Source organism: Rouxiella chamberiensis (genome assembly GCF_026967475.1).
Taxonomy (GTDB): Bacteria; Pseudomonadota; Gammaproteobacteria; order Enterobacterales; family Enterobacteriaceae; genus Rouxiella; species Rouxiella chamberiensis.
In genome coordinates, this window is record NZ_CP114058.1 from 2,838,980 (window position 1) to 2,859,788 (window position 20,809).

General features: G+C 54.8%; 16 protein-coding genes and 5 pseudogenes. 6 read left to right on the forward strand and 15 right to left on the reverse strand.

Features of this window, described 5'->3' with window-relative positions; all coding sequences use genetic code 11:
- Positions 1-3: 3 nt before the first annotated feature.
- The 4 genes and pseudogenes from O1V66_RS13175 to O1V66_RS13190 all read right to left on the reverse strand — a co-directional run bounded on the left by O1V66_RS13175 (position 4) and on the right by O1V66_RS13190 (position 4,653).
- On the reverse strand, positions 4-1,167 hold the full coding sequence (locus tag O1V66_RS13175; protein WP_269127660.1) for a hypothetical protein: 1,164 nt from the start codon (positions 1,165-1,167) through the stop codon (positions 4-6).
- 3 nt (positions 1,168-1,170) lie between these two features.
- Positions 1,171-2,199, reverse strand: coding sequence for a glycosyltransferase family 8 protein (locus tag O1V66_RS13180; protein ID WP_160292246.1), 1,029 nt, complete (start codon positions 2,197-2,199; stop codon positions 1,171-1,173).
- 145 nt (positions 2,200-2,344) lie between these two features.
- Positions 2,345-3,385 carry an AraC-like transcriptional regulator QhpR gene (gene qhpR, locus O1V66_RS13185; protein ID WP_414058484.1) on the reverse strand — a complete coding sequence of 347 codons (1,041 nt, stop codon included), beginning with the start codon at positions 3,383-3,385 and terminating at the stop codon, positions 2,345-2,347.
- A 238-nt stretch (positions 3,386-3,623) separates the two neighbouring features.
- Positions 3,624-4,653, reverse strand: a pseudogene (locus tag O1V66_RS13190) (phosphotransferase enzyme family protein).
- 267 nt (positions 4,654-4,920) lie between these two features.
- Between O1V66_RS13190 and O1V66_RS13195 the strand changes: the two are divergent.
- Both O1V66_RS13195 and eat read left to right on the forward strand, forming a co-directional pair.
- Complete coding sequence (locus O1V66_RS13195; protein ID WP_045046014.1) at positions 4,921-6,234, forward strand: aspartate aminotransferase family protein; 1,314 nt, start codon at positions 4,921-4,923, stop codon at positions 6,232-6,234.
- Between the two features lie 54 nt (positions 6,235-6,288).
- Positions 6,289-7,652 (forward strand): annotated as a pseudogene (gene eat, locus O1V66_RS13200) (ethanolamine permease).
- 84 nt (positions 7,653-7,736) lie between these two features.
- Here eat and mak read toward each other — a convergent pair.
- Positions 7,737-8,657: a fructokinase gene (gene mak, locus O1V66_RS13205; protein WP_045046012.1), complete on the reverse strand. Its 921-nt coding sequence runs from the start codon at positions 8,655-8,657 to the stop codon at positions 7,737-7,739.
- A 197-nt stretch (positions 8,658-8,854) separates the two neighbouring features.
- On the opposite strand from mak, the pseudogene rdgC reads away from it, so the two are divergent.
- A pseudogene (gene rdgC, locus O1V66_RS13210) lies at positions 8,855-9,768 on the forward strand (recombination-associated protein RdgC).
- A gap of 79 nt (positions 9,769-9,847) precedes the next feature.
- On the opposite strand, the pseudogene ppnP reads toward rdgC, so the two are convergent.
- The 9 genes and pseudogenes from ppnP to O1V66_RS13255 all read right to left on the reverse strand — a co-directional run bounded on the left by ppnP (position 9,848) and on the right by O1V66_RS13255 (position 17,104).
- Positions 9,848-10,137: pseudogene (ppnP, locus tag O1V66_RS13215) on the reverse strand (pyrimidine/purine nucleoside phosphorylase).
- Between the two features lie 122 nt (positions 10,138-10,259).
- Positions 10,260-10,937 (reverse strand): AroM family protein, encoded by a 678-nt coding sequence (locus O1V66_RS13220; RefSeq protein ID WP_045046009.1) that lies wholly within the window; start codon positions 10,935-10,937, stop codon positions 10,260-10,262.
- Positions 10,938-10,939: 2 nt separating this feature from the next.
- A pseudogene (locus O1V66_RS13225) lies at positions 10,940-11,870 on the reverse strand (DUF1177 domain-containing protein).
- A 178-nt stretch (positions 11,871-12,048) separates the two neighbouring features.
- Positions 12,049-13,644, reverse strand: a complete 1,596-nt coding sequence (locus tag O1V66_RS13230) for an OPT/YSL family transporter (protein ID WP_045046007.1) — start codon at positions 13,642-13,644, stop codon at positions 12,049-12,051.
- A gap of 133 nt (positions 13,645-13,777) precedes the next feature.
- Positions 13,778-14,542, reverse strand: coding sequence for an IclR family transcriptional regulator (locus tag O1V66_RS13235; protein ID WP_045046006.1), 765 nt, complete (start codon positions 14,540-14,542; stop codon positions 13,778-13,780).
- Between the two features lie 331 nt (positions 14,543-14,873).
- Entirely contained in the window at positions 14,874-15,065 is a 192-nt protein-coding gene (locus O1V66_RS13240; protein ID WP_045046005.1) for a YaiA family protein, read from the reverse strand.
- Between the two features lie 105 nt (positions 15,066-15,170).
- Entirely contained in the window at positions 15,171-15,695 is a 525-nt protein-coding gene (gene aroL, locus O1V66_RS13245) for a shikimate kinase AroL (protein ID WP_045046004.1), read from the reverse strand.
- Between the two features lie 121 nt (positions 15,696-15,816).
- Positions 15,817-16,377 carry a class I SAM-dependent methyltransferase gene (locus O1V66_RS13250; RefSeq protein WP_045046003.1) on the reverse strand — a complete coding sequence of 187 codons (561 nt, stop codon included), beginning with the start codon at positions 16,375-16,377 and terminating at the stop codon, positions 15,817-15,819.
- A gap of 451 nt (positions 16,378-16,828) precedes the next feature.
- A complete protein-coding gene (locus tag O1V66_RS13255; protein WP_045046002.1) occupies positions 16,829-17,104 on the reverse strand; it encodes a YdgH/BhsA/McbA family protein in 276 nt (91 codons plus the stop codon).
- Positions 17,105-17,464: 360 nt separating this feature from the next.
- Here O1V66_RS13255 and O1V66_RS13260 point away from each other — a divergent pair, with 360 nt between their 5' ends.
- Positions 17,465-18,391 carry a DUF808 domain-containing protein gene (locus O1V66_RS13260; protein ID WP_045046001.1) on the forward strand — a complete coding sequence of 309 codons (927 nt, stop codon included), beginning with the start codon at positions 17,465-17,467 and terminating at the stop codon, positions 18,389-18,391.
- Positions 18,392-18,443: 52 nt separating this feature from the next.
- Here O1V66_RS13260 and O1V66_RS13265 read toward each other — a convergent pair whose 3' ends face one another.
- Positions 18,444-19,214, reverse strand: a complete 771-nt coding sequence (locus O1V66_RS13265) for a class I SAM-dependent methyltransferase (RefSeq protein WP_045046000.1) — start codon at positions 19,212-19,214, stop codon at positions 18,444-18,446.
- Between the two features lie 121 nt (positions 19,215-19,335).
- Between O1V66_RS13265 and O1V66_RS13270 the strand changes: the two genes are divergently transcribed.
- Together O1V66_RS13270 and O1V66_RS13275 are read left to right on the forward strand one after the other, a co-directional pair.
- Complete coding sequence (locus tag O1V66_RS13270) at positions 19,336-20,130, forward strand: helix-turn-helix transcriptional regulator (protein WP_045045999.1); 795 nt, start codon at positions 19,336-19,338, stop codon at positions 20,128-20,130.
- A 99-nt stretch (positions 20,131-20,229) separates the two neighbouring features.
- Positions 20,230-20,760, forward strand: coding sequence for a GNAT family N-acetyltransferase (locus tag O1V66_RS13275; protein WP_269127671.1), 531 nt, complete (start codon positions 20,230-20,232; stop codon positions 20,758-20,760).
- Positions 20,761-20,809: the final 49 nt, after the last annotated feature.

Sequence of the window (20,809 nt, forward strand, 5' to 3'; positions counted from 1 at the left end):
GTATTAATACCGTGTCAGCCAAACCGAGAATAAATATCGGCAGCAGAATAAAGAAGGTCCCATAATTCTGCAGCGCATTTCTGCGCAAAGAAAAATAGAAGCCCGCAATAAAGAACAACGCCAGCGAAATAAAGCCGAAAATACCCTGCAAGGAGAACGTATCGAGCAAATCATTGTGCAGATGATAGGCAACGTTGCTCTTGGCCGCCGGGTTCGCACGTTCCGAATTATCGATATAATCCAGTGCCTTGGCATAACGGCTATCCACGGTTTGACCCAGCATGTCAGGCGAGATGCTGTGTATTCCGGCCCCCACATCGAGAAGCGGGCACCAATCGACGTGGCGTTGTTGGTATTGTATTCGGCAATATCGCTGCCAATCTGCGAAATACGGTTCCACGAGAAATAGACCACGGATGATGCCGCCAGCACGATGACAAGCGCCAGGGCCAGCTGAATTTTCAGGCTCACGCTGCGGTAATAATAGATAAAGAACGCGGCGAAGATAAGCGGCGTCAGCAAGATGGCCGAGCGGGTTTCCGTCATCAATATCATGCCCATCGTGAGTAGAAACACCAGAGAAAACAGTAGAATGGAAAAACCGCTGTCTTTATAGCAGGCGCGCACGGCGACAATGGTTGCCATCGCATAGATAACCACCAGATAGGCACCGGTTGTCGCGGCATCCGAAGTCCATTGCGCGCGATGAGTTAGCGGCTCGGGGGTAACATGTCCGTACCATAGAGAGATAGCCATGCCGATAAACATTACGCCGATGCCGAGTTTCAATACGCTGCGCAACAGCAGTGCGCGATACTGATAAAAATAGAACAGCAAAAAGGCGGCAATAACAAAACGTTTGCCTCCCAGCGCGTAGTTATCGCGAATATCCTCGTAATGCGTCTGCTTGAAATGCCAGCTCCATACCAATCGACTTAACCCGACCAGCAATAGCGTAATGAAGAAATACAGTGCAGGTTTATCGAGATTCAGCGCCCGGCGATTCTGGTAGAAATAGACGAAGGTGTAAAAGATGGCGACATAACTCACCAGATAAAACAGCTTACCCGGATAGCCGTAAGTAAACAGGTCGATGGAAAAGGCGCAAAGCAGCGCCAGAAAACTCAGGTTATAGGCGAAAACATTCTTCCCGGATTCACGAATCAATTTCTAGCTTCCTTTTCTACAGTAACGCAACACATAGTAGCTTAGGTACCATTTGATACCTTTAAAAAAAGCATGCTGCCGAAAGCATAATTTATACATTTTCTTGGCTTGCTGATCGGTTTTGGGTAATTCGTAAGGCTGTGATGACCAGGCAGACTGTGCGTACAACTCCCGATAAAAGCGGGTCGCCGCCTGCGTATTCCACTGCTGCCACGGTTTATCCGCTCCTGCATAATGCAGAAAAACGGTCTCTTTTTCGGGCAATATCAGGTGGTCGGCCGGTTTATGCGCCAGCATCAGCTGTCGATTGAAGCGGGTTTGTGCGAACGCCACCCTGCCCTCGAGCACGATGTTAAGCGCGTCTTGATCCATATAGCGAAATTCCTGACCGCGCGCCAGCAACAACGCAATGACCTGTTCGCTTATCTGGTTCTCCCGCCACTGGCGCGTCTCCATCAGCAGCACTCCGGAATTGAAATACTGGCTGTTTTTGAGACCAATCTCCGCCGCAAGCGAGGCCGCGAGCGCCGGACTGTCACCCACCACGCAGGCAATGCGATTCTCGTGACGTGCGAAGTTAAAAAGCTCGGTAAAGGGATTGAGACAGATGATATCGGCATCGAGATAAAGAATATGGGCATGTTTGCTCAGCAGATAAGGAGCCAGCAAACGGTAATAGATAGCGTGGGAAAATACGTCGGTGACAGGCAATGCGCCAAATAGCGAGTCGTTCAGGGTCAGCGTATGAATCACGTGGCACGTCCCGGCCAGCAACGTGCGCATGTCATCGCTATAGGGGTGCATTTTCTCGGCGGTAATAATATGAAAATGCAGGCAGCAATCCTGACTGTGATTAATGACAGACTGAATCGTCAGGAAAGCATGGCGAATAAAACGCCCATCCACGCCAAAAACCAGATGATATTCGGGTTTTGCTTCACTGTTGTCGCACTGCTGATAAATACTTTCTACGAAACCGGGCGCTTCATGGGTTGATAAGCTTAAAAGCTGGTCAATAGTTTTGTTAATCATGGTGTTCGGAGCGCGCTTACATTGCCGTTTTTTGCACAGTATCACGAGCGCGATAACAATACGAGCGGGCTTGTCGCCCCGTATAGGCTTCATTAAAAAGTCAGTAAATTCCGATCCCTGATGCTACAAAACCCCCTCTTTTTGACTAGTGCTGACGCGCCTGACGCCATTGACGCGGGCTCACGCCAAACCAGCGGCGAAACGCCCGCGAGAAGGCGCTGACTTCGGAGTAGCCGAGCAGCAGCGCCATTTCGGAAATCGGCAGTTGCTGCTGCTGCAGATAATGGGTCGCCAGTTCGCAGCGCACTTTGTCGACCAGCACGGTAAAGGTCAGGTTCTGTTCGCGCAGGCGGCGTTGCAGGGAACTGGTCGACATGCTCATTTTGTCGGCGACCTCTTCCAGCACCGGCTCACCGAGCGTCAGGCTCTGTCTAACCTGCGATCGCGCGCGATCGACCACGGACTGCGGCGAAAGGTTGTCGGCATTCAACCGGCGGATCGCATCCTGCATCACCAGCAGCAATGTCTGATCCTGATCGGGCATCGATCGTTGCAGATCTCGCTTGGCGATGATCAACGAGTTGAACGGTTGATCGAAATACACCGGCGCATCGAAGATCTTGCAGTGCTCGTGCCACTGTTCGGGACGCGGATGTTCGAAATGCACCTCGCGCGGCGCCCAGTTTTTGCCGAGGCCGTGGCGCAGCAAATTTAAAACCATGCCCAGCGTCAGCTCGGCATCCTGACGTTTGCAGAGAATATTCCCGTGACGTACCTGATAGTCGAATCGATAATGATCGCCCTTGTCTACCAGCCGAGTTAGCGTGTTATGTTGATGATAAGGAAAGGCATTCACGACATTTTGCAGTGCCGTTTCCGCCGTCTGCGAACACAGACCAATGTATCCAATCAGGCCTAATGACTGTGGTTTGAACTGCCTGCCGTAATGCAAACCGAAGTTATCACAACCCGATTGTCTGGCCGCTTCTTCCAGTACCTGACAATAGTTGGTGAGGCCAAGGCTCAGCGTTGGCCGTTGCAACTGCTCGGGATCGATATGGCAGATCCCCAATACGCGATCGACATCCGCGCCCTTGGTGATGATAAAATCGCTCAATCCACTCGCCGCTGCTGCCAATACGCCCCGGTTACTGCTGATTTCAGCTTCGCCCGGCGTGCTCATCATGGTCTGGCGCAAGATTTCTGTCTGCATGGTGTTATCCTCCACGTTATGCGTTGTGAAGCATTGCAAATTCCATACCAGCAACAAGATTATCAGGAAAATATCAGGGTTTTATCAGACACAATCGGGAATCTGGTCTAGACCAGTCAAGGGTTTAGCGCGCTTTATAAGGTGTAGAACAGGAATGGCGGGTGAAGCCTGGCTGCACGCAAACCGTGCAGCCAAAGTGGAAAAATGGGATTCAGCTCACCGCCAGCGCACATTCCTGCGTAGCCAGATACGCTTTGCAAAGCGCAAGACTGTCAGCTACCCAGCGTTCGCCCAGGCTTATCGCCATTTCGGTCGTCGCATGGGATCCTACCCAGGCCAGCAACTGGATGCGCCGCTGAATGATCATGGTCGGGATCACCGCCAACTCTTCTTCGCCCAATGGACAGACACGCTGATAACCCGCCAGCCAGTGCTCGACCCATTCGTGAGCACGCGGATGATGCTCGACAAAGCTGATTGCCGCCGCCGCGTCGTGCATATACCAGCCCATGCCGCAGTCGTCGAAATCGATAACGCGGGTTTCGCCCTTGTGCAGCAGCAGATTGGTCAGACGCAGATCCGCGTGAATCAGCCCGTAGCGGCTGGCTGGCTTGCCGTAATGTTCCAGCACGCGGCTGACCCGCGCCAATGTCTGTTCAATGAGAGGATGATCTTCCGTCGCCAGTCCGGGCGCGTCCTGCCAGCGCCCCCAATGCCCTTGCGCGCTGACCATGGTGTGATGATCCCACACAATGCGCTTGAATCCGGCCGGTTTCTGCCAGCGCTGGCTATGAAGATGCAGACGCGCCGTCACCTCGCCCAGTTGAGCGAAGGCGCGCGGGTCAACGTCGGTGGTGGGCATCTCCCCTTCTATCCATTTGAACAGCACCACATGGCGGTTGATAGGTTCACCCTTGGGCTGCATGGGCTTTAGGGAAACGGTTTGCACCCGCTCGCCGTGGCGGGTATGCAGCGCTTCCGGCACCTGAATGCCGCTGTCTCGCAGGCTGTCGAGCCACGCCAGTTCGCTTTCAATCTCGTTGCGCTGATGATAGTCGTCGCGGTGGATGCGCAGCGCCAAAAGGTTGCCGTCGGCAAGGCGCACCTTGAAGGTCGCATTTTCGGAACGGCAGATCAGGGTAATTTCTCCGTGCAGAGATTCGGGATAGGCGAGCAGCGCCTGGTTCGGCGAGCTGTTGCAGGCTGGCGTTGTCCAGCGTATCAGACTGTTTTGCATTCATCAGGATTTACTCCGGGCAAGTCAATGTGAGGTCGTGCTACCAGAATGAAAGCGACGGCGCTTCTGCGCTTGACTCGGGAAGACCAATTGTTGACTTCAACGGTCTGAAACCGGCGCGGCGGCGTGAAGTTGACTCTGGCGTGCGGGAGTGAGGGCTCTGCGGTCAAGTTTTGTGGGCAGGCGCGGTGCATTATCGAGACAACTTCACTTGCCGGTCGATTAAGTCTGCCGGAAAAATTTAGCCGCATCCCGTCAGGAGATAATTAACATGCTGAAAACCAATGCTTTCGATGCTGCCGCCAGCGCAGACGTTTCACCTGCCGCACTTGAGATGATTGAACGCCGCCGCCGCTTGCTCGGCCCGGCCTACCAGCTGTTTTACAAGAATCCGGTGCATCTGGTCCGCGGCGAAGGCGTGTGGGTCTTCGACGCCGACGGCAAACGCTATCTCGATGTCTACAACAATGTGCCCTCCGTGGGACACTGCCACCCACACGTGCTCGAGGCGTTGATCCGCCAGGCATCGACGCTGAACACCCATACTCGCTATCTGCACGACAACGTGCTTGATTTCGCCGAAAAACTGGTTTCCACCATGCCGCCGGAGCTGAGTCAGGTGATGTTTACCTGCACCGGCAGTGAAGCCAACGATCTGGCGCTACGCATCGCCGAAGACTTTACCGGCGGTACCGGCGTTATCGTGACCGAATTCAGCTATCACGGCATGACCAAGGCGATTGCCGGTTTGTCGGCCTCGATGGGGCCGTATGTGAAAGTGAACGGCGACGCCCGCGTGATCCCTGCCCCGATTCATAATCCGGCCAACCCTGCCGAGGTCGGCAAGAAATTTGCCGCCGACGTGCGCGCCGCGCTGGCTGACATGCGCCGCCACGGCATCAAGCCTGCGGCACTGATGATTGATACCTTCTTTACCAGCGACGGCGGTTTCTTTGATCCGGCAGGTTTCCTGAAAGAGGCTATCGATGAAATTCACAAGGCAGGCGCGCTGTATATTGCCGATGAAGTCCAGCCGGGTTATGGCCGTTCGGGCGAACACATGTGGGGCTTCCAGCGTCACGGCGTGCTGCCGGATATCGTCAGCCTCGGCAAGCCGATGGGCAACGGTCACCCGATGGCCGCCATTACCATCAAGCCGCACATTCTTGAGCGCTTCGGCAGCGAATCCAGCTATTTCAATACGTTCGGCGGCAACACCGTGTCTTCTGCCGTCGGTCTGGCGGTGCTGGAGGTGATTGAACAGGAAAACCTGATCCCGAGCGTGGGCCGTGCCGGCAAGGCGATTCTCGACGGCATCACCGAACTCGCCACCCGCTTCCCGGCTATCGGCAGCGTGCGCGGCGCGGGTCTGTTTGTCAGCGTCGATTTCACCACGCCGGAAGGCGAACCGGATTCGGCCACCGCGCTGGCGGTCGTCAATGCGCTGCGTGAAGAAGGCGTGCTGATTGGCGCATCCGGCCCGCACGCCAATATCCTGAAGATCCGCCCACCGCTGGTCTTTACCGCCGAGCACAGCCTGATTCTGGTCGAAAGTCTGGAAAAAGTGCTGGCCAAAATGTACTGATTTTCTCCGCCGGTACTGGCGGGCGTGCGGTTCATTCATCTTCAGGAGAGCAACATGACAACACAGCTTAAACCGACGCTGGGCACGCTACATCTGTGGGCCATCGCCGTCGGCCTGGTTATTTCCGGCGAATATTTTGGCTGGAGTTATGGCTGGGGCGTGGCCGGCACGCTCGGTTTTCTGGCGACCACCCTGCTGGTCGCCACCATGTACACCTGTTTTATCTTCAGTTTTACCGAGTTGACCACCGCCATTCCGCATGCGGGCGGTCCGTTTGCCTACAGCCGACGAGCCTTTGGAGAAACAGGTGGTCTGATTGCGGGCATGGCGACGCTGATTGAGTTCGTTTTCGCGCCGCCCGCCATTGCGCTGGCGATAGGTGCCTACCTCAATGTGCAGTTTCCTCATCTCAATCCCAAAGTCGCCGCGCTCGGCGCGTATCTGCTGTTTATGGGACTGAATATTCTGGGGTGAAACTTGCCGCGCTGTTTGAACTGGTCGTCACGGTGCTGGCGGTTCTGGAATTGCTGGTGTTTATGGGCGTAGTCGCGCCCGGCTTCAGCGTCAGTAATTTCGTGCTCAACGGCTGGTCCGGCGGCAATCATTTCGGCATGACGGCGGTCTCGGGTATCTTCGCGGCCATCCCGTTTGCTATCTGGTTCTTCCTCGCGATTGAAGGCGCGGCGATGGCGGCCGAAGAAGCCAAGGATCCGAAACGCACCATTCCCAAAGCCTATGTCAGCGGGATCCTGACACTCGTGGTGCTGGCAATCGGCGTAATGATCATGGCCGGTGGCGCGGGTGACTGGAGCAAGCTCGCGAATATCAACGATCCGCTGCCGCAGGCGATGAAAATGGTGGTCGGCGAGCATTCGAGCTGGATGCACATGCTGGTGTGGATTGGCCTGTTCGGACTGGTCGCCAGCTTCCATGGCATTATTCTGGGCTATTCGAGACAGTTCTTTGCGCTGGCGCGGGCCGGATATCTTCCTGCCGGGCTGGCCAGGCTGTCGCGGTTCCAGACTCCGCATCGCGCCATTCTTCTCGGCGGAGTGATAGGCATTGCCGCGATATTCAGCGACGGCGTCATCAACCTGCAAGGCATGTCTCTGACCGCTGCGATGATTACGATGGCGGTTTTCGGCGCGATTGTCATGTATATCATGAGCATGCTCAGCCTGTTCAAGCTGCGCAAAACCGCGCCGGATCTAGTACGCAGTTTCCGTGCGCCGGGGTATCCGGTTGTGCCGGGTATCGCGCTCTTTCTCGCCGTGGTCTGTCTGATTGCGATGATAGGATTCAACCTCGAAATCGCCGGTATTTTTGTGGTGTTTATGCTGGTCGCCTACCTCTATTTCGGCGCGACCAAGGCGCAGCGCAATGCGGCAGCACCCGATGCGATGCTGTCGGGTGAATAACGCAATTCAGAAAGGAGAATGATGATGGCCTGCCGATGCGCAGGCCATTTTTTTATCGCCACTGTCAGTCGGACGACAATGCCCTTACAGCGCGTTTCGTTCGGCGGGCCACAGCCATGCCGCGCCGCGCACACCGCTGGAATCGCCGTGTTTGGCTTTCAGGATAGGCGTTTCGCATTCGCCGCCAAATACCCACTGACGGATGAGCAGCGGGAGGGTTTTATAAAGGCGATCGACATTGCTCATGCCGCCGCCCAGCACGATGGTGTCGGGGTCGAGCACGTTGATGATGCCAGCCAGCGCCTTCGCCAGTCGGCGTTCGTAGCGACCCAGCGCCAGTTCGGCCACGGGGTCGTCCTGCTCTACCAGCGCCATGATCTCAGAGCCTTTAAGCCGCGTGCCCGACAGTCGGAAGTAGTCTTCGGCGAAACCGGTTCCCGAAACGAAAGACTCGATGCAGCCTGCTTTACCGCAGTAGCACGGCACTTCCTGCTGGAAGCGGATTTCGTCTTCATCCTGCCACGGCAGAGGATTATGGCCCCACTCGCCCGCGATGCCGTTACCGCCGGCATGGGCTTCGCCGTGCAGCGCAATCCCCGAGCCGCAGCCCGTGCCGATAATCACCGCAAAGACGGTTTTCTTGCCTTCGCCCGCGCCGTCGGTGGCTTCCGAGACCGCCAGACAGTTGGCGTCATTGGCGATGCGCACCTCGCGCCCGAGCAGCAACGCCAAATCTTCATCCAGTTTCTGCCCATTCAGCCACACCGAGTTGGCATTTTTCACTTTGCCGGTGAACGGCGAAAGGGTGCCGGGAATGCCAAGACCGATGCTGCCGCGATGGCCGGTATGCTGTTCGGCATCGTGAATCAGCCCTTCAATGGCTTTCAGGGTCCGCTGATAGTCATTGCGCGGGGTGTCTACACGTTTGCGAAACAGTTCATGGCCTTCTTCTGACAGGGCGATGACTTCAATTTTGGTGCCACCGAGATCGATTCCAATACGCACAAGCTTTCTCCATTGCCGGTTTTTTTATTTCTTAAGTCTATAACAATAATGGTCGCTTGCGGGGTTCAGCGCTCCGAAAAGGCTCTCTCTGCACAAGCGCATTTTTCTTAGGGACTGGAGCCGCTCAATTGGTTATCATGCCGCCCTGCTTACCATTTACACGCACGCCGCGAGCGTGACGAGACAGGGATAACATCATGTTATGGTTTAAAAATTTGCTGGTTTATCGCTTAAGCCGTGAAATCTCACTGTCTACCGACGAGATGGAAAAACAGCTGAGTGCCTTCACCTTTACCCCTTGCGGCAGCCAGGATATGTCGAAAACCGGTTGGGTTTCCCCGATGGGTTCGCAGGGCGGCGATGCGCTGACTCACGTCAGTAACGGCCAGATCCTGATTTGCGCGCGCAAAGAGGAAAAATCCTGCCTTCGCCTGTCATCAAGCAAGAGTTGCAGGCAAAAATCGACAAAATTGAAGGCGAGCAGCATCGCAAACTCAAGAAGACCGAAAAAGATTCGCTGAAAGACGAAGTGCTGCACACGCTGATGCCGCGCGCCTTTAGCCGTTTCAGTCAGACCTTCATGTGGATAGATACCGTCAACGGCCTGATTATGGTCGACGCAGGCAGCGCGAAAAAAGCCGAAGACATGCTGGCCCTGCTGCGCAAGAGCCTGGGCTCGCTGCCGGTGGTGCCGCTGACGATGGAAAGCCCTATCGAACTGACATTGACCGAATGGGTGCGCTCCGGCGAAACGCCTGCCGGTTTTGCCCTGCAGGATGAAGCCGAGCTGAAAGCCATTCTGGAAGAAGGCGGCGTGATCCGCTGCAAGAAGCAGGCGCTGGTCAGCGACGAGATTGCCAACCACATTGAAAATGGCAAGCTGGTGACCAAACTGGCGGTTGACTGGCAGGAGCGCATTCAGGTGGTGCTGGCCGATGACGGCAGCATCAAACGTCTGAAGTTCGCCGATGTGATTCGTGAACAAAACGATGATATCGACCGCGAAGATTTCGGCGCACGTTTCGATGCCGATTTCATTCTGATGACGGGCGAACTGGCGGCGTTAATCAAGAATCTGGTTGAAGCACTGGGCGGCGAAGCCCAGCGCTAGGTCAGACTGGCGTCTGACAATACCACGGCGTTGCACGCGCACCTGGGGCGGCGTGCAACGCCTTGACCGTCATCCGCTATTACTTGGACAGGTACTTGCAAAGGTATGAGCTGGTTTCAGGAACCTGAAGATTGAACTCGCTGTTTCCGGGCACATAGAAAGTCTCACCCGCCGTGAAGGTTTGCCAGCCTTCGAACCCGGCAGCAGTACGGTCAGTGAACCGCTTACCACAGTCATCTCTTCAGGTTTGGCGGTACCAAAAGTGTACTCGCCCTTCACCATCACACCAACACTCAGTGCGCCGAGACTGTCGCTGTCAAAAGCGATCGACTTAACCTTGCCTTCAAAATACTCATTATTTTTCAACATAAAATGGGTCCTTCGCGATAAATATTCAGTGTTCAGAAACTCCATCTTAGGGTCAGAAGACAGCCGCTGTCACTGATTATTATTGCCCTGTTTCTCACTGTTGCCAGAGGCTGAGAAACGCATCACAGAAGCAGGTCGGCCGCGAGCTTGACCACCAGCGAATTTGAGAGCAGCACCGGCACATCGAGATGCCGACGGATGAGGTCGACGTGACTGCGCCGATAGCCGATGCAATCGAGCAACACAATCTGTGCGCCCTGCGCCTTCAGCGACTGCGCCGCCATCATCAGGGTGTGTTCATCGGCCTCGTACGGACTCGCCGTGGCATAGCAGGGAGGCGTAGCCAGCGCGCCCCACTTGCTGCTCTGATGGGTAATCTGCTCGACCACCGGCACGACTATCCCGAGTTGATGCCCGCCGACAAGCCCGCTCATCAGCGGCGCAATGATGCGGTCCGGCTCAAGCAGCAGCGCCTGTCTGGTTTTCAGATGATGAAACACGCCGGTGCACAGCAGCAAAATCGTGCTGCACCCCTGGTGTTCCAGCTCGTCAATCTTTTGCTGCAACGCCGCTTCTACACGCGCCGATGCCAGGCGAACCTGCGTGCCGTCCAGAAGACGGGAAACCAGAATGTCCTCACCCGCGGCAGGCTCGAAGCGCGCGCGAATCTGCTCGCGAGTCAGCCCGTCGAGCAAGCCCGTATGGGTCACGCGGTCGCGGGGCAGATATTCATCCAGCAGCGGCATAATGTCGCTGCGAGGCGCCTGTCCGATGGTCAGCGTAGCAAAAGAGGTCATCATGCTTAGTCTCGGCTTTGCAGGTGGCGCAGACTGCCGTAGAGCGACAGCAGCAGCTGGTATTCGTCGGCGTCATAGAACTGGCAGGTACCGCGACCAAATTCCTTGGCGACTTCCACGGCAAATTTCACCGCCAGCGCAATATCGGTTTCATGGCTCGCGCCTGTACCGCAGCCCGGCACCACGGATTCCGCCGTGATTGCCACGCCGACAACCGGCACGGTTGTGGCGGTTGAAGGTTGCAGGATGCTGTTGAGGTGATGCACGCCGTTGCCGTAAGGCGTGATGTCCTGCGTGGTAATCGGGAAGGTCACCGCCGGACGACCGCTGGTCATCTCCATAATCCGCAGCAAGTCTTCGGAGACGCGCAGGATATACCCCTCTTTCACCGTCGGCGACAGCGCATAACCTTTATGGTTGATGATGCGGTTGCCTTTGGTGGTATCGATGGAGAGGATGGCGTCAACGCCGTCGACCACTTCGTTTTCATTCATGGTGACGTCATCGATAGGTGAATCCATGAAATCCACCGGATCATGCGGACGAGTCGGCGCGGTTCGGACAGATATGCGTCGTGATTATCACGTCTCCCGCCAGCACGTCGCCCTTGCGCTGCATTTCGGCCAGCTTGAGCGCGCTGCTGATGGCGGCAATCGCGCCGTCGGCATCGGAAACCACGCCAATGCGGGTCGGACGCGCGCCAATGCCACCCAGACGGCCGATAATGCCGAGCGTCGGGGCCTCGCCGCCACGCGTTTTACCGGTGCTGCCCGGAATAATGATATGCACGAAATCGGTCGCGCCTTTTGCGCCGCTTACACGGTGCGTTGAGGCGGTTACGGACGGGTAGTCGTCAAAGAGATCGACGATGTCCTGTCCGCTGACGTGCGCATTGTCGATCAATTCAAATACGGTAAGGGTCTGAAGCAAACTCATGTCATCTTCCTCTGAACGACGCGGCTGACGCCCAAGGCGCACAATCAAAGCAACCGCGTGAGTCCCCCCTCTTTGAGGGGTGGGGTGTTTATTAATGTAGCTATTAATTAGCTATCAAAATCGCTCTTGCGAGCCCTGGTGTTGACGCAATACTGCCGTTGTCTGGTCCCGTGTGGGCCTACTTGCCTTTACTGCTGAAAATGGAGTTGAAGAAACTGTACAGCGCGTCACCGGCAATAAATCCGGCGGCCAGAATCTCCATCGGCGTGCGGCCCTTCTCACCCCAAATGCGAATGATGAGAATACGCAGCACAATGCCGAGCACGACCGCATAACCGGCCATCACGCTGTTTATCAGCAAGCCGGTGGCGAGCAGGACGCCGAGCTGGCGTTTCGGTCCACCGATTAACTGGATAATGGCCCCCGGAATGGCCCACAGCAGCAAGCTATGGGCGATACCCGGCTGCGCACCGGCCTGAATCGTCTTGGCATAGACGCGGGCGACGGGCGGCACCAAATCCTGGGCGAAGTAGCCGATATGGGCGAACCAGACTACGGGAATGGCAATCAGGAAGGCGATGAGCGCGGCAAACAATTGAATGCGGCGTCCGGCCAGTTCCACCTCGAGATTCTTGCCGTAGCCGCGCAGGATAAAGCCCGCTTTCAGGTCAAAGCCCATGTCGGCGAAGGCCGGACCGGTCGCAGCAGTGAAACCGGTGAGAATACACAGCGCGACCGGCGGGAAACCAATCAGAATGCCGATGATAAGAGTGATAAGCGCCACCGCGAAGGCCGGGAACCAGCCGGAGTGCATCGCGGCGATGCCGACAATCAGTTCATGGAAGAAGGCGGCAAACGCGGCATAGAAAATAAAGGCTATCAGCATCGTCACCGGCATATCCGTGTAGAGGCCGCCCGCCAGCGCCAGCACGGCGGCAATGGCGATATAGCCGAACGCGCCCAGCCCCAGCGCCTTGCGAACTTCGGTACCGGATTGCGTAAACGCGGCATGGGTGTCGTTACGCTTGCTGCGGATCACCTGAATCACCTGGAACAGCGATACCAGCCCTGCGCCGACCATCATGCCGTGCGGAATATACATCGCATTGATATCTATACCGGCAATCGGTTGCGCATACGCGCGGATCAACAGGCCGATGCCGAACATGCCGAGCGCCCAGATGTTGCCGATAAAGGCGGTGCCGAAGGCAGCCATCGGGATCTTGAGCATCGCGCCGCCCAGCCCGACCACCACGCCAACCACCAGCAGCCAGGCCTGACGCCCGCCCCGGTCGCCGGCCTTGATAGCCTCGGCCGCCGCTACGCCCGGAGGCCACGCATTGCTGGCAGGAAAGACTTTGGTGTCAAACATGCGATACAGCAGATAGGCATCGAGCAGCATGGCGACCGACACGCCGAAAAACATCGGCAGAATAAGCTGGGGCTGGCCCATGACATACGGAATGGCGATAGGCATCAGCAAACTGTTGGCCGCGCCAAAGGTAGCGGAAGAGATAACGGTTTGCGCGAGATTCTGGGTATGAATGGAACGATAACGCTGAAAGGCTTTCATCGGCACACGCGCCAGCAGCATGGCAAACAGTGCGCCGATGATAGAGGTGTTGGGCGTAACGCCGAGTGTGGTAATCAACTGGACGCCAATAATGGCGCCTAAAATGGAAAGCAGAATCATGACGGTCAGCGTGCCGATTTCTTTTAACGGATTATAACTTCCGTCGGCGAGCTTGCCGTCATTGCCGGTGTTGCCTGTCATAAAATCCCCTGATGTTGGCGAAAAATGCAATGTTTCCCGGTGTTGGCGCACAGAGGTGCCGAGTGAAATGCACCTGATGTATCTGCGCTCTTATTTTTTTAATATTGTTATTGTTATTGGGTGCGTTACCGGTCTATTGCCAGTAATCATCACCGAGTTTCTCGGCAAGCTGTCTGGTGACAGCCACCAACCCCTCGCGAATGCCCGCAGGTAATGCATCACCCTCGTGCGGCGAAGGGAAAGACAAGCACAACCCGACGGTTTCGTTGCGGTGCTTGTTGGCGATGCAGGTCGCCAGCGTGCTGATGCCCTGCAAGGTTTCGTTGTTGGCGAACGACCAGCCCACCCGGCGAATGTCGGCCAGAATGTGCAACAGGGCATCCAGTGTCTGCGGAGAGTTCGGCGAGTTGACCCGATACCCTTCGCGATACCTTTCTACTACCTGCTGGTCGGTATGTCTTGCTAAAATCGCCCTTCCTATGGCCGTTTCGGCTGCCGGCAACAGACTGCCGGCTGGCGTCACAACCTGAAGATAAGTACGGCCGGGGAACATGCGCATGACCATGATGTTCCGCCCCTCCAGCATCGAAATATAGCCGGTGCACTGCGTCTGCTGACTGAGCTGCGTCATATACGGCGAGCAGGCATCGACCAGCGGGCTGGACAGATAGTGGCTGGAAACGGCCAGAAGCAGATGCCCTATCTTGTACAGCCGCGTATCCGGATCCCGCTCCAGCAACCCCTGCGTCTCCATCGTGGTCATCAGACGGGACACAGTGCTTTTCGGCAGACTCAGTTGCTCGACCACCTCGCTGAAAGAGAGACCGGGATGCCCCTGTCTTATTCCCTTTTGCGCGAAAAGCCTGAGTACGGCAGAAGCGTTTTCCAGTGTCGTCACGGCAGTAGTTCCACTATTCGGAACCGAGTTCCTAGTTAAGATGAATCAAAAACTAATGCCGATGAGGATCAGCGTCAAGTTGTTTATTTTTTGAGTGGCCGAAATAGCCTCGTGAACATCACCCGGACGTCACGATTAAAGGAAATTTTGTTTAAGTACGGCGGGGAAAGCAGTGATTAATACGCTGTAGCCGCTCATTTTCAGGGCGATACTCTGTATTGCGGAGAAACGTTTCGCTGTAAAAAAATTCCGCGTTGCCCCGTGGCAAACCGGCGCAGACATAAAAAAAGCACCGCCTCCTGCAAGGCAGTGCTTATTGAGCAAAGAACGATTAATCGCCCTCTTCGTCCTCGTAGCGACGTTTCGAATCCTCGGCTTCCTCTTTGGTTTTGTGTTCACTGATCAGAGTATCGGGCTTTGGATGGTCGGCACGCAGTTCATACCAGGTTTCGGTGTGACCCGGCTGTCCTTTCTCGACGGGAACGATTTCGGCCTTACGCGGATACGGTGGTTTACTTGGCATAGAGAACTCCTGTAAATGACGCGGGTTCGTTAAGTATAGACAACCCAAGACTTTTACCGGAGTCAGGAGGCTCGGAAGCCTCCTAAAACATTTACAAAATGTTAACTAACGCGCGATTTGCAGCGCCAGCGCGTCGAGAATGTCATCGACAATGACGGAAGGCTGAAGGGTGCCGTTCAGTACAAAATGCGCCGCTTCCTGATAGAGCGCCTCGCGTTCCTTCAGCACCTGCGAGATCTCTTCGTTGATTGGTTTGCCGGTCAGCGTGGGGCGTTGATCTTCTTGTGGTGCATCTTCCAGACGATGTGCAAGCGTACTCGCGGGAGAACTGAGGTAGATGACCTGACCGTGTTCACGCATGAAACGACGATTCTCTTCGGCGAGAATAATGCCGCCGCCGGTGGCAATCACCGTGTTGGGCGCGCTGATATTTTGCAGAGCCTGAGTCTCACGACGACGAAACCCTGACCAACCTTCACGGGCAACTATCTCCGCAACGCTAAGTTGAGAGGTTTGCAGCAGATAAAGGTCCGTATCGACAAACTCATAGCCCAACGCCTGCGCGAGCGCTCTGCCGACCGTGGTTTTACCTGCGCCGCGAGCGCCGATCATGAAAATGGGTTGCGTCATTACCGCTATCCTTATGTGCCTGAAACATCTTTTAACCTGTTGGGCATCATACCGACAAAAAATAAATTGGCAATCCCTGTAAACGTTATGTAAAGTTTATGTTACATCAATAACCCTTACTTTATAAGGGCTTACAAACATAGACCAGCGCAGGTGGAAAGTTCTTTACTACGCGTATTTTCTTCCAGCTGAAGTAGCGCGACAACATTTTTTCAGACAGACGGCTGTACTGAAACAGCACCAGCACGCCATCGTTCTCTTTTAAACGAAGCTGCGCGCGTTGCAGGATTTTCATGCTGATGCGGGTAGGAATCGACAGCAGCGGCAGACAACAGAAAATGGCATCGAAATCCCCCTCGAGATGTTCTGCGGAATACCCCATCACCTGCAAACGGCGATCGTCGATCAAATTGAGTTTGTGAATAAAATTCGGCTGGATTTCAAACGCCTGAAGTTGCGCATCGGCCTGCATCTTTCCAAGCACGCGGCGAGTCAACACGCCATCGGCCGCTCCGAATTCGGCAATTTTGAACGTATTCGCCCAATCAACCTGGTTTACCATCGCCTGGCACAGCCACGGCGAGGAAGGTGCCAGCGTGCCAAAGGTGCGTGGCGAAGAAATAAAGTTCTGCAAATAGGAGAACTGATTCTTGATGGACTTACGTGTCGCGTTAATTGTCATTCTCGTCGCATTAATCGTTAATCTCGTGGTATTCAGCATATTTACAACCCCCTGAAAAAGTAGACCACCATCATGCTGAAAAATTCTTAAGCCAGAATTATTTACCCCACTTATTTTGAAAAAACTTTTTAAATCCTTTTCAAAATAAGAAACGTCTTAATTATTCTTCGCCCAGTCATTTTCAGAATATCGGGAAATTCACATCTCACGACCATGCTCTCTTTTAACACACTTGGAAGAAGGTTGTCATAAAGGGAATCGATGACGGGTAATTTGCAGAATAAATGAAGAATCAGACAAATAGAGTCTGCTTGATTTAAGGGGATAATAGGTTTAACGCGGGAGATATTTCAGGGTAACCGCCGAGTGAGACACAGGGGACAGAAGCGCTGGCGTCACTTCTGATTGAGGGTATCCCCACACTCGGCGGCCATTACTGCACAACGGCGGCTTATCGGTAAAGCTCAACGCTTGCGCGCGGCAGGCTTGAGTCGCCCGGCGTGCTCACACCAATGACACGGTAGTGCGTAGCGCCTTCTTCATTGGCTTTCTGATTGACCTGCGCTTTCAGGTTCATGTCAGCCGTATTGTCCTGACGGACGTCGACGACGCCGAGTGACTGATAATTATTGCTATTCACCTGAGATTCCGTGATTTCCGTTGCGGCTAAAGTCGAGAATGACGCGGTGGTAATGAGTGCGGCGGCAAATAAAGGTAATAGTTTCATGATTAACCTCTTCTTGGTCATATATCGAATGATGAATCGATGATTAATAGGTCAGGATGTTTTCCTTGAATTAATTATCGTTCATTAAATGAAAACTAGAGGTCAGAGAAGGTAAAGAAAGTTAAGCAATATGTGAAAAATGAGGAGAGAATGCGGCTGATTATTTCATTAATGCGCGATGATGGGGAAAATGTAATAAAAAGGCACGTTACTGGTGCAGAGAAAATAAATTTGAGATAAGTCATTCGGCGAACTCTTGCTAGATTCGCATAAATCGACGCCCGATGGCAATCGCTGTTATGATTCTTTTTAACGTTCTATATTTAAAAACAATTCGAAAAACCTCTAGGGAGAGTTTACATGGCAGGAAGTAGCCTTTTGGCTTTGATTGATGATATCGCCTCGATACTCGATGACGTCGCCGCGATGAGTAAAGTGGCGGCCAAAAAAACCGCCAGCGTGCTGGGCGATGATCTTGCCCTCAATGCGCAACAGGTTTCCGGTGTCAAAGCCGATCGCGAATTGCCTATCGTCTGGGCGGTCGCCAAGGGTTCCCTGCTGAACAAGGCGATTCTGGTGCCGCTCGCGCTGCTTATCAGCGCCTTTGCCCCGTGGGCCATTACACCGCTGTTAATGGTGGGCGGTGCGTATCTCTGTTATGAAGGTTTCGAAAAAGTTGCGCACAAATTCATGCCGCACGACAAAGAAGCCGAAGCCGAGAAAAAGGCCAAACTCAAGGCGGCCAGCCAATCTCCCGATGACCTCGCAAAAATGGAAAAGGACAAAGTAAAAGGTGCCGTGCGTACCGACTTTATTCTTTCGGCAGAAATTATCGTGATTTCACTGGGTACCGTTTCCACCGCCCCGTTTATCGATCAGGTCATGGTCATGGTAGCGATTGCCGTGGTCATGACACTTGGCGTTTACGGTCTGGTGGCCGGTATTGTGAAAATTGACGACGCCGGGCTGTATCTCAGCAAACTCGAAGGCGACAGCGTTTCCATGCGTGCCGTGCGGGCGTTCGGCGGCGGTATCGTCAATGCCGCGCCGCTGCTGATGAAAACCCTGTCTATCGTCGGCACCTTCGCCATGTTCCTGGTAGGGGGCAGCATTATCAGTCACGGCCTGCCGTTTATGCACAGTCTGCTGGAAGGACTGACGCACGGCCATCAAGGCTGGGTCAACACGCTGATTACGGGCGCAACGGATCTGGTCACGGGCATCATTGTGGGCGCGCTGGTATTGCTGGTCGTCACCGTGGGCAGCAAGCTGTTCAGGAAGAAATAATCGCGTTTCGCGCAGAATGACAACGGGCCGACGGTGGCCCGTTTTTTGTTTCTCAGAACCGGGTGGCTTCGATAAACACGGTGTCCGCCTGGAACGTCCCGTCCTGCTGTATCGCAAAATAGTGTACCACTTCTTCTGACGACACCTTTTGCAGCTCGCGTATCGCGGTCACGAAATGCGTCGGGGTGTTCAGTCGCGCTATCCAGCTGCCAAACTCCAGTTCCAGCTTGCCACTATTGAGCGCCGTGGTCCGCATTCCGGCTTCGTTCAACATTTGCAGCCATTCACCGGTCGCGTAATTTTTTACGTGGGAGGTATCGCGCAGCTTTTCGACCACCTGTAAATGCACGTCCAGCACAGGATGTCCGGGCGAGGCGATATCCATCATGATAAGTTTGCCTCCGGGCTTCAGAATGCGGCGCACTTCCCGCAGCGCCTGCCCGACATCATGCCAATGGTGCGCGGAATAGCGGCTGATGACCACATCCATGCTCGCATCGGCAAACGGCAGCGATTCGGCATAGCCCTGTCGCGTTTCGATATTGCTTAGCGCTTTGTCCGCCGCCGTCTGCTCCACCACCGCCAGCATCTCTGCCGATAAATCATAGGCAATGACCCTGGCGACATTTTTAGCCGCCGTAAAGCTGGCATGGCCTGCGCCACAGCCTAAATCCACCACCTGCGCATGCGGGTAGGCGGCAAGCAATGATGCCAGTCTATCCAGATCGGCGCCCTGCGCATGAACCGCGCTGGTCAAATAGTTTTTGGCATTCGGGCTAAATTGCTGACTGACGCGCTCGGCGTGGCTGTGTCTGGTGTCCATCTGAATCTCCGTTTTGGATGTTTTGCTCAACAGAACTTCACCCTACCCCCGTTTTTATACGGGTACAATATGACGATTTATACTAGTATCAATGACTCCCTGTTTACGCTGCGAGCGCATTATGTCGACCCTCGATCCCCTTTCCGGCCCCAAGGCGCTGGGCGCGTTTCTCCGCGCGCACCGTGAGCGGGTTACGCCCGAGATGGTAGGGCTTCCGCACGTCTCTCGTCGCCGAACCCAGGGCCTGCGACGCGAGGAACTGGCGCAAATCAGCGGCATCAGCACAACGTGGTATACCTGGATAGAACAGGGTCGCGATGTCTCCATCTCGGCGGCCACCCTGAGCCGTCTGGCGCAGGCGCTTAGGCTGCAACCTGCCGAGCGGGAATACCTGTTTAGTCTGGCCGGGATTAAAAATCCTGATGAGTCTGCAAAGCCGCCCCTTCCCGACGAGCATCTCAGGCAAAGTGTGCACCAGCTGAATTGCCCCGCCTATCTGCTCGACAGCACTTGGAACATGCTGGCGTGGAACGCGCAAACGCACCAACTTTTTGCAGGATGGCTGGATATCGACCCTCAACCTAATCTTCTGCATTTTATGTTTTTGGACCCGCTGGCGCGCACGCTGCTCATTGATTGGCCGGCGCGAGCCAAAAGGATCGTGGCGGAATTTCGGGCCGAAACCAGCCACTACGCGCACTCGGAAGAGATTCGACAGCTAGTGTTAAGTCTGCGTGAACAAAGCAGTGTTTTTAATCAGTGGTGGGCGCAGCAGGAGGTGCTGGCACGGGAGGCAGGAGAGCGCCGATTTATGCATCCGATAGAGGGGCCGGTGTGCTATCGACAGCAGACATTTATCCCGGCAGGACGCCGTGAACTGAAACTGGTCATGCTCGTCGAACTTACTGATTCATAAGCAACTTAACACTATTAATTGCCTATTTGACAACCTGTTACAAAATATGTGAGTCTGCCATTCACGCTGGGAAAAAAGTTTTACCGAGAGGAGAGCGCTATGGCGAGCCGCATGATATATCGAGATGATAATCTAGAAATCCGCGTCCCCAATGAACTGGAGGCGCCTCTACATTTCGAGGCGATTCAGGCCTCGTTCAAAGACATTTCCGCCTGGGAAAACTGGTGCAGCGCAGGCTATAGCCTCGAAGACAGCCGCACCTATCTCATCGACTCCTTCATCAAACGCCAGCGCGGGCTTGAATACCGTTATTGCCTGTATGATCTGCCCAGCGGAAAGATTATCGGCTCGGTGGCGTTGAATCGTATTGTTCATGAATATAAAACCGCTAATATCGGATACTGGATCCGCAGCGATTTCACCGGGCGTTCTCTGGCGGTAACGGCGGTCAAGGCGCTGGCGCGTTTCGCCTTCGACGAACTGGCCATGACCCGACTTGAAATCGTGGCGATGGAAAAAACCTTCGCAGCCGTCGGGTGGCCGAAAAATCCGGCGCGGTCGATGAAGGACTGCACCGCAATCGTCTTTATCTGCAGGGCAAGCCTATCGACGCCTGGGTTTATTCACTGATACCCTCGGATCTGGCGTAATACGAGGGCGACGAGGCGTGTTCTGCTTT

Bases quoted from the DNA above. Each gene is read 5' to 3' on its own strand.
- O1V66_RS13180 (WP_160292246.1), bottom strand. From the start codon at position 2,199: ATGATTAACAAAACTATTGACCAGCTTTTAAGCTTATCAACCCATGAA.
- qhpR (WP_414058484.1), bottom strand. From the start codon at position 3,385: ATGATGAGCACGCCGGGCGAAGCTGAAATCAGCAGTAACCGGGGCGTA.
- O1V66_RS13195 (WP_045046014.1), top strand. From the start codon at position 4,921: ATGCTGAAAACCAATGCTTTCGATGCTGCCGCCAGCGCAGACGTTTCA.
- O1V66_RS13220 (WP_045046009.1), bottom strand. From the start codon at position 10,937: ATGATGACCTCTTTTGCTACGCTGACCATCGGACAGGCGCCTCGCAGC.
- O1V66_RS13230 (WP_045046007.1), bottom strand. From the start codon at position 13,644: ATGACAGGCAACACCGGCAATGACGGCAAGCTCGCCGACGGAAGTTAT.
- O1V66_RS13240 (WP_045046005.1), bottom strand. From the start codon at position 15,065: ATGCCAAGTAAACCACCGTATCCGCGTAAGGCCGAAATCGTTCCCGTC.
- aroL (WP_045046004.1), bottom strand. From the start codon at position 15,695: ATGACGCAACCCATTTTCATGATCGGCGCTCGCGGCGCAGGTAAAACC.
- O1V66_RS13250 (WP_045046003.1), bottom strand. From the start codon at position 16,377: ATGACAATTAACGCGACACGTAAGTCCATCAAGAATCAGTTCTCCTAT.
- O1V66_RS13255 (WP_045046002.1), bottom strand. From the start codon at position 17,104: ATGAAACTATTACCTTTATTTGCCGCCGCACTCATTACCACCGCGTCA.
- O1V66_RS13260 (WP_045046001.1), top strand. From the start codon at position 17,465: ATGGCAGGAAGTAGCCTTTTGGCTTTGATTGATGATATCGCCTCGATA.
- O1V66_RS13265 (WP_045046000.1), bottom strand. From the start codon at position 19,214: ATGGACACCAGACACAGCCACGCCGAGCGCGTCAGTCAGCAATTTAGC.
- O1V66_RS13270 (WP_045045999.1), top strand. From the start codon at position 19,336: ATGTCGACCCTCGATCCCCTTTCCGGCCCCAAGGCGCTGGGCGCGTTT.
- O1V66_RS13275 (WP_269127671.1), top strand. From the start codon at position 20,230: ATGGCGAGCCGCATGATATATCGAGATGATAATCTAGAAATCCGCGTC.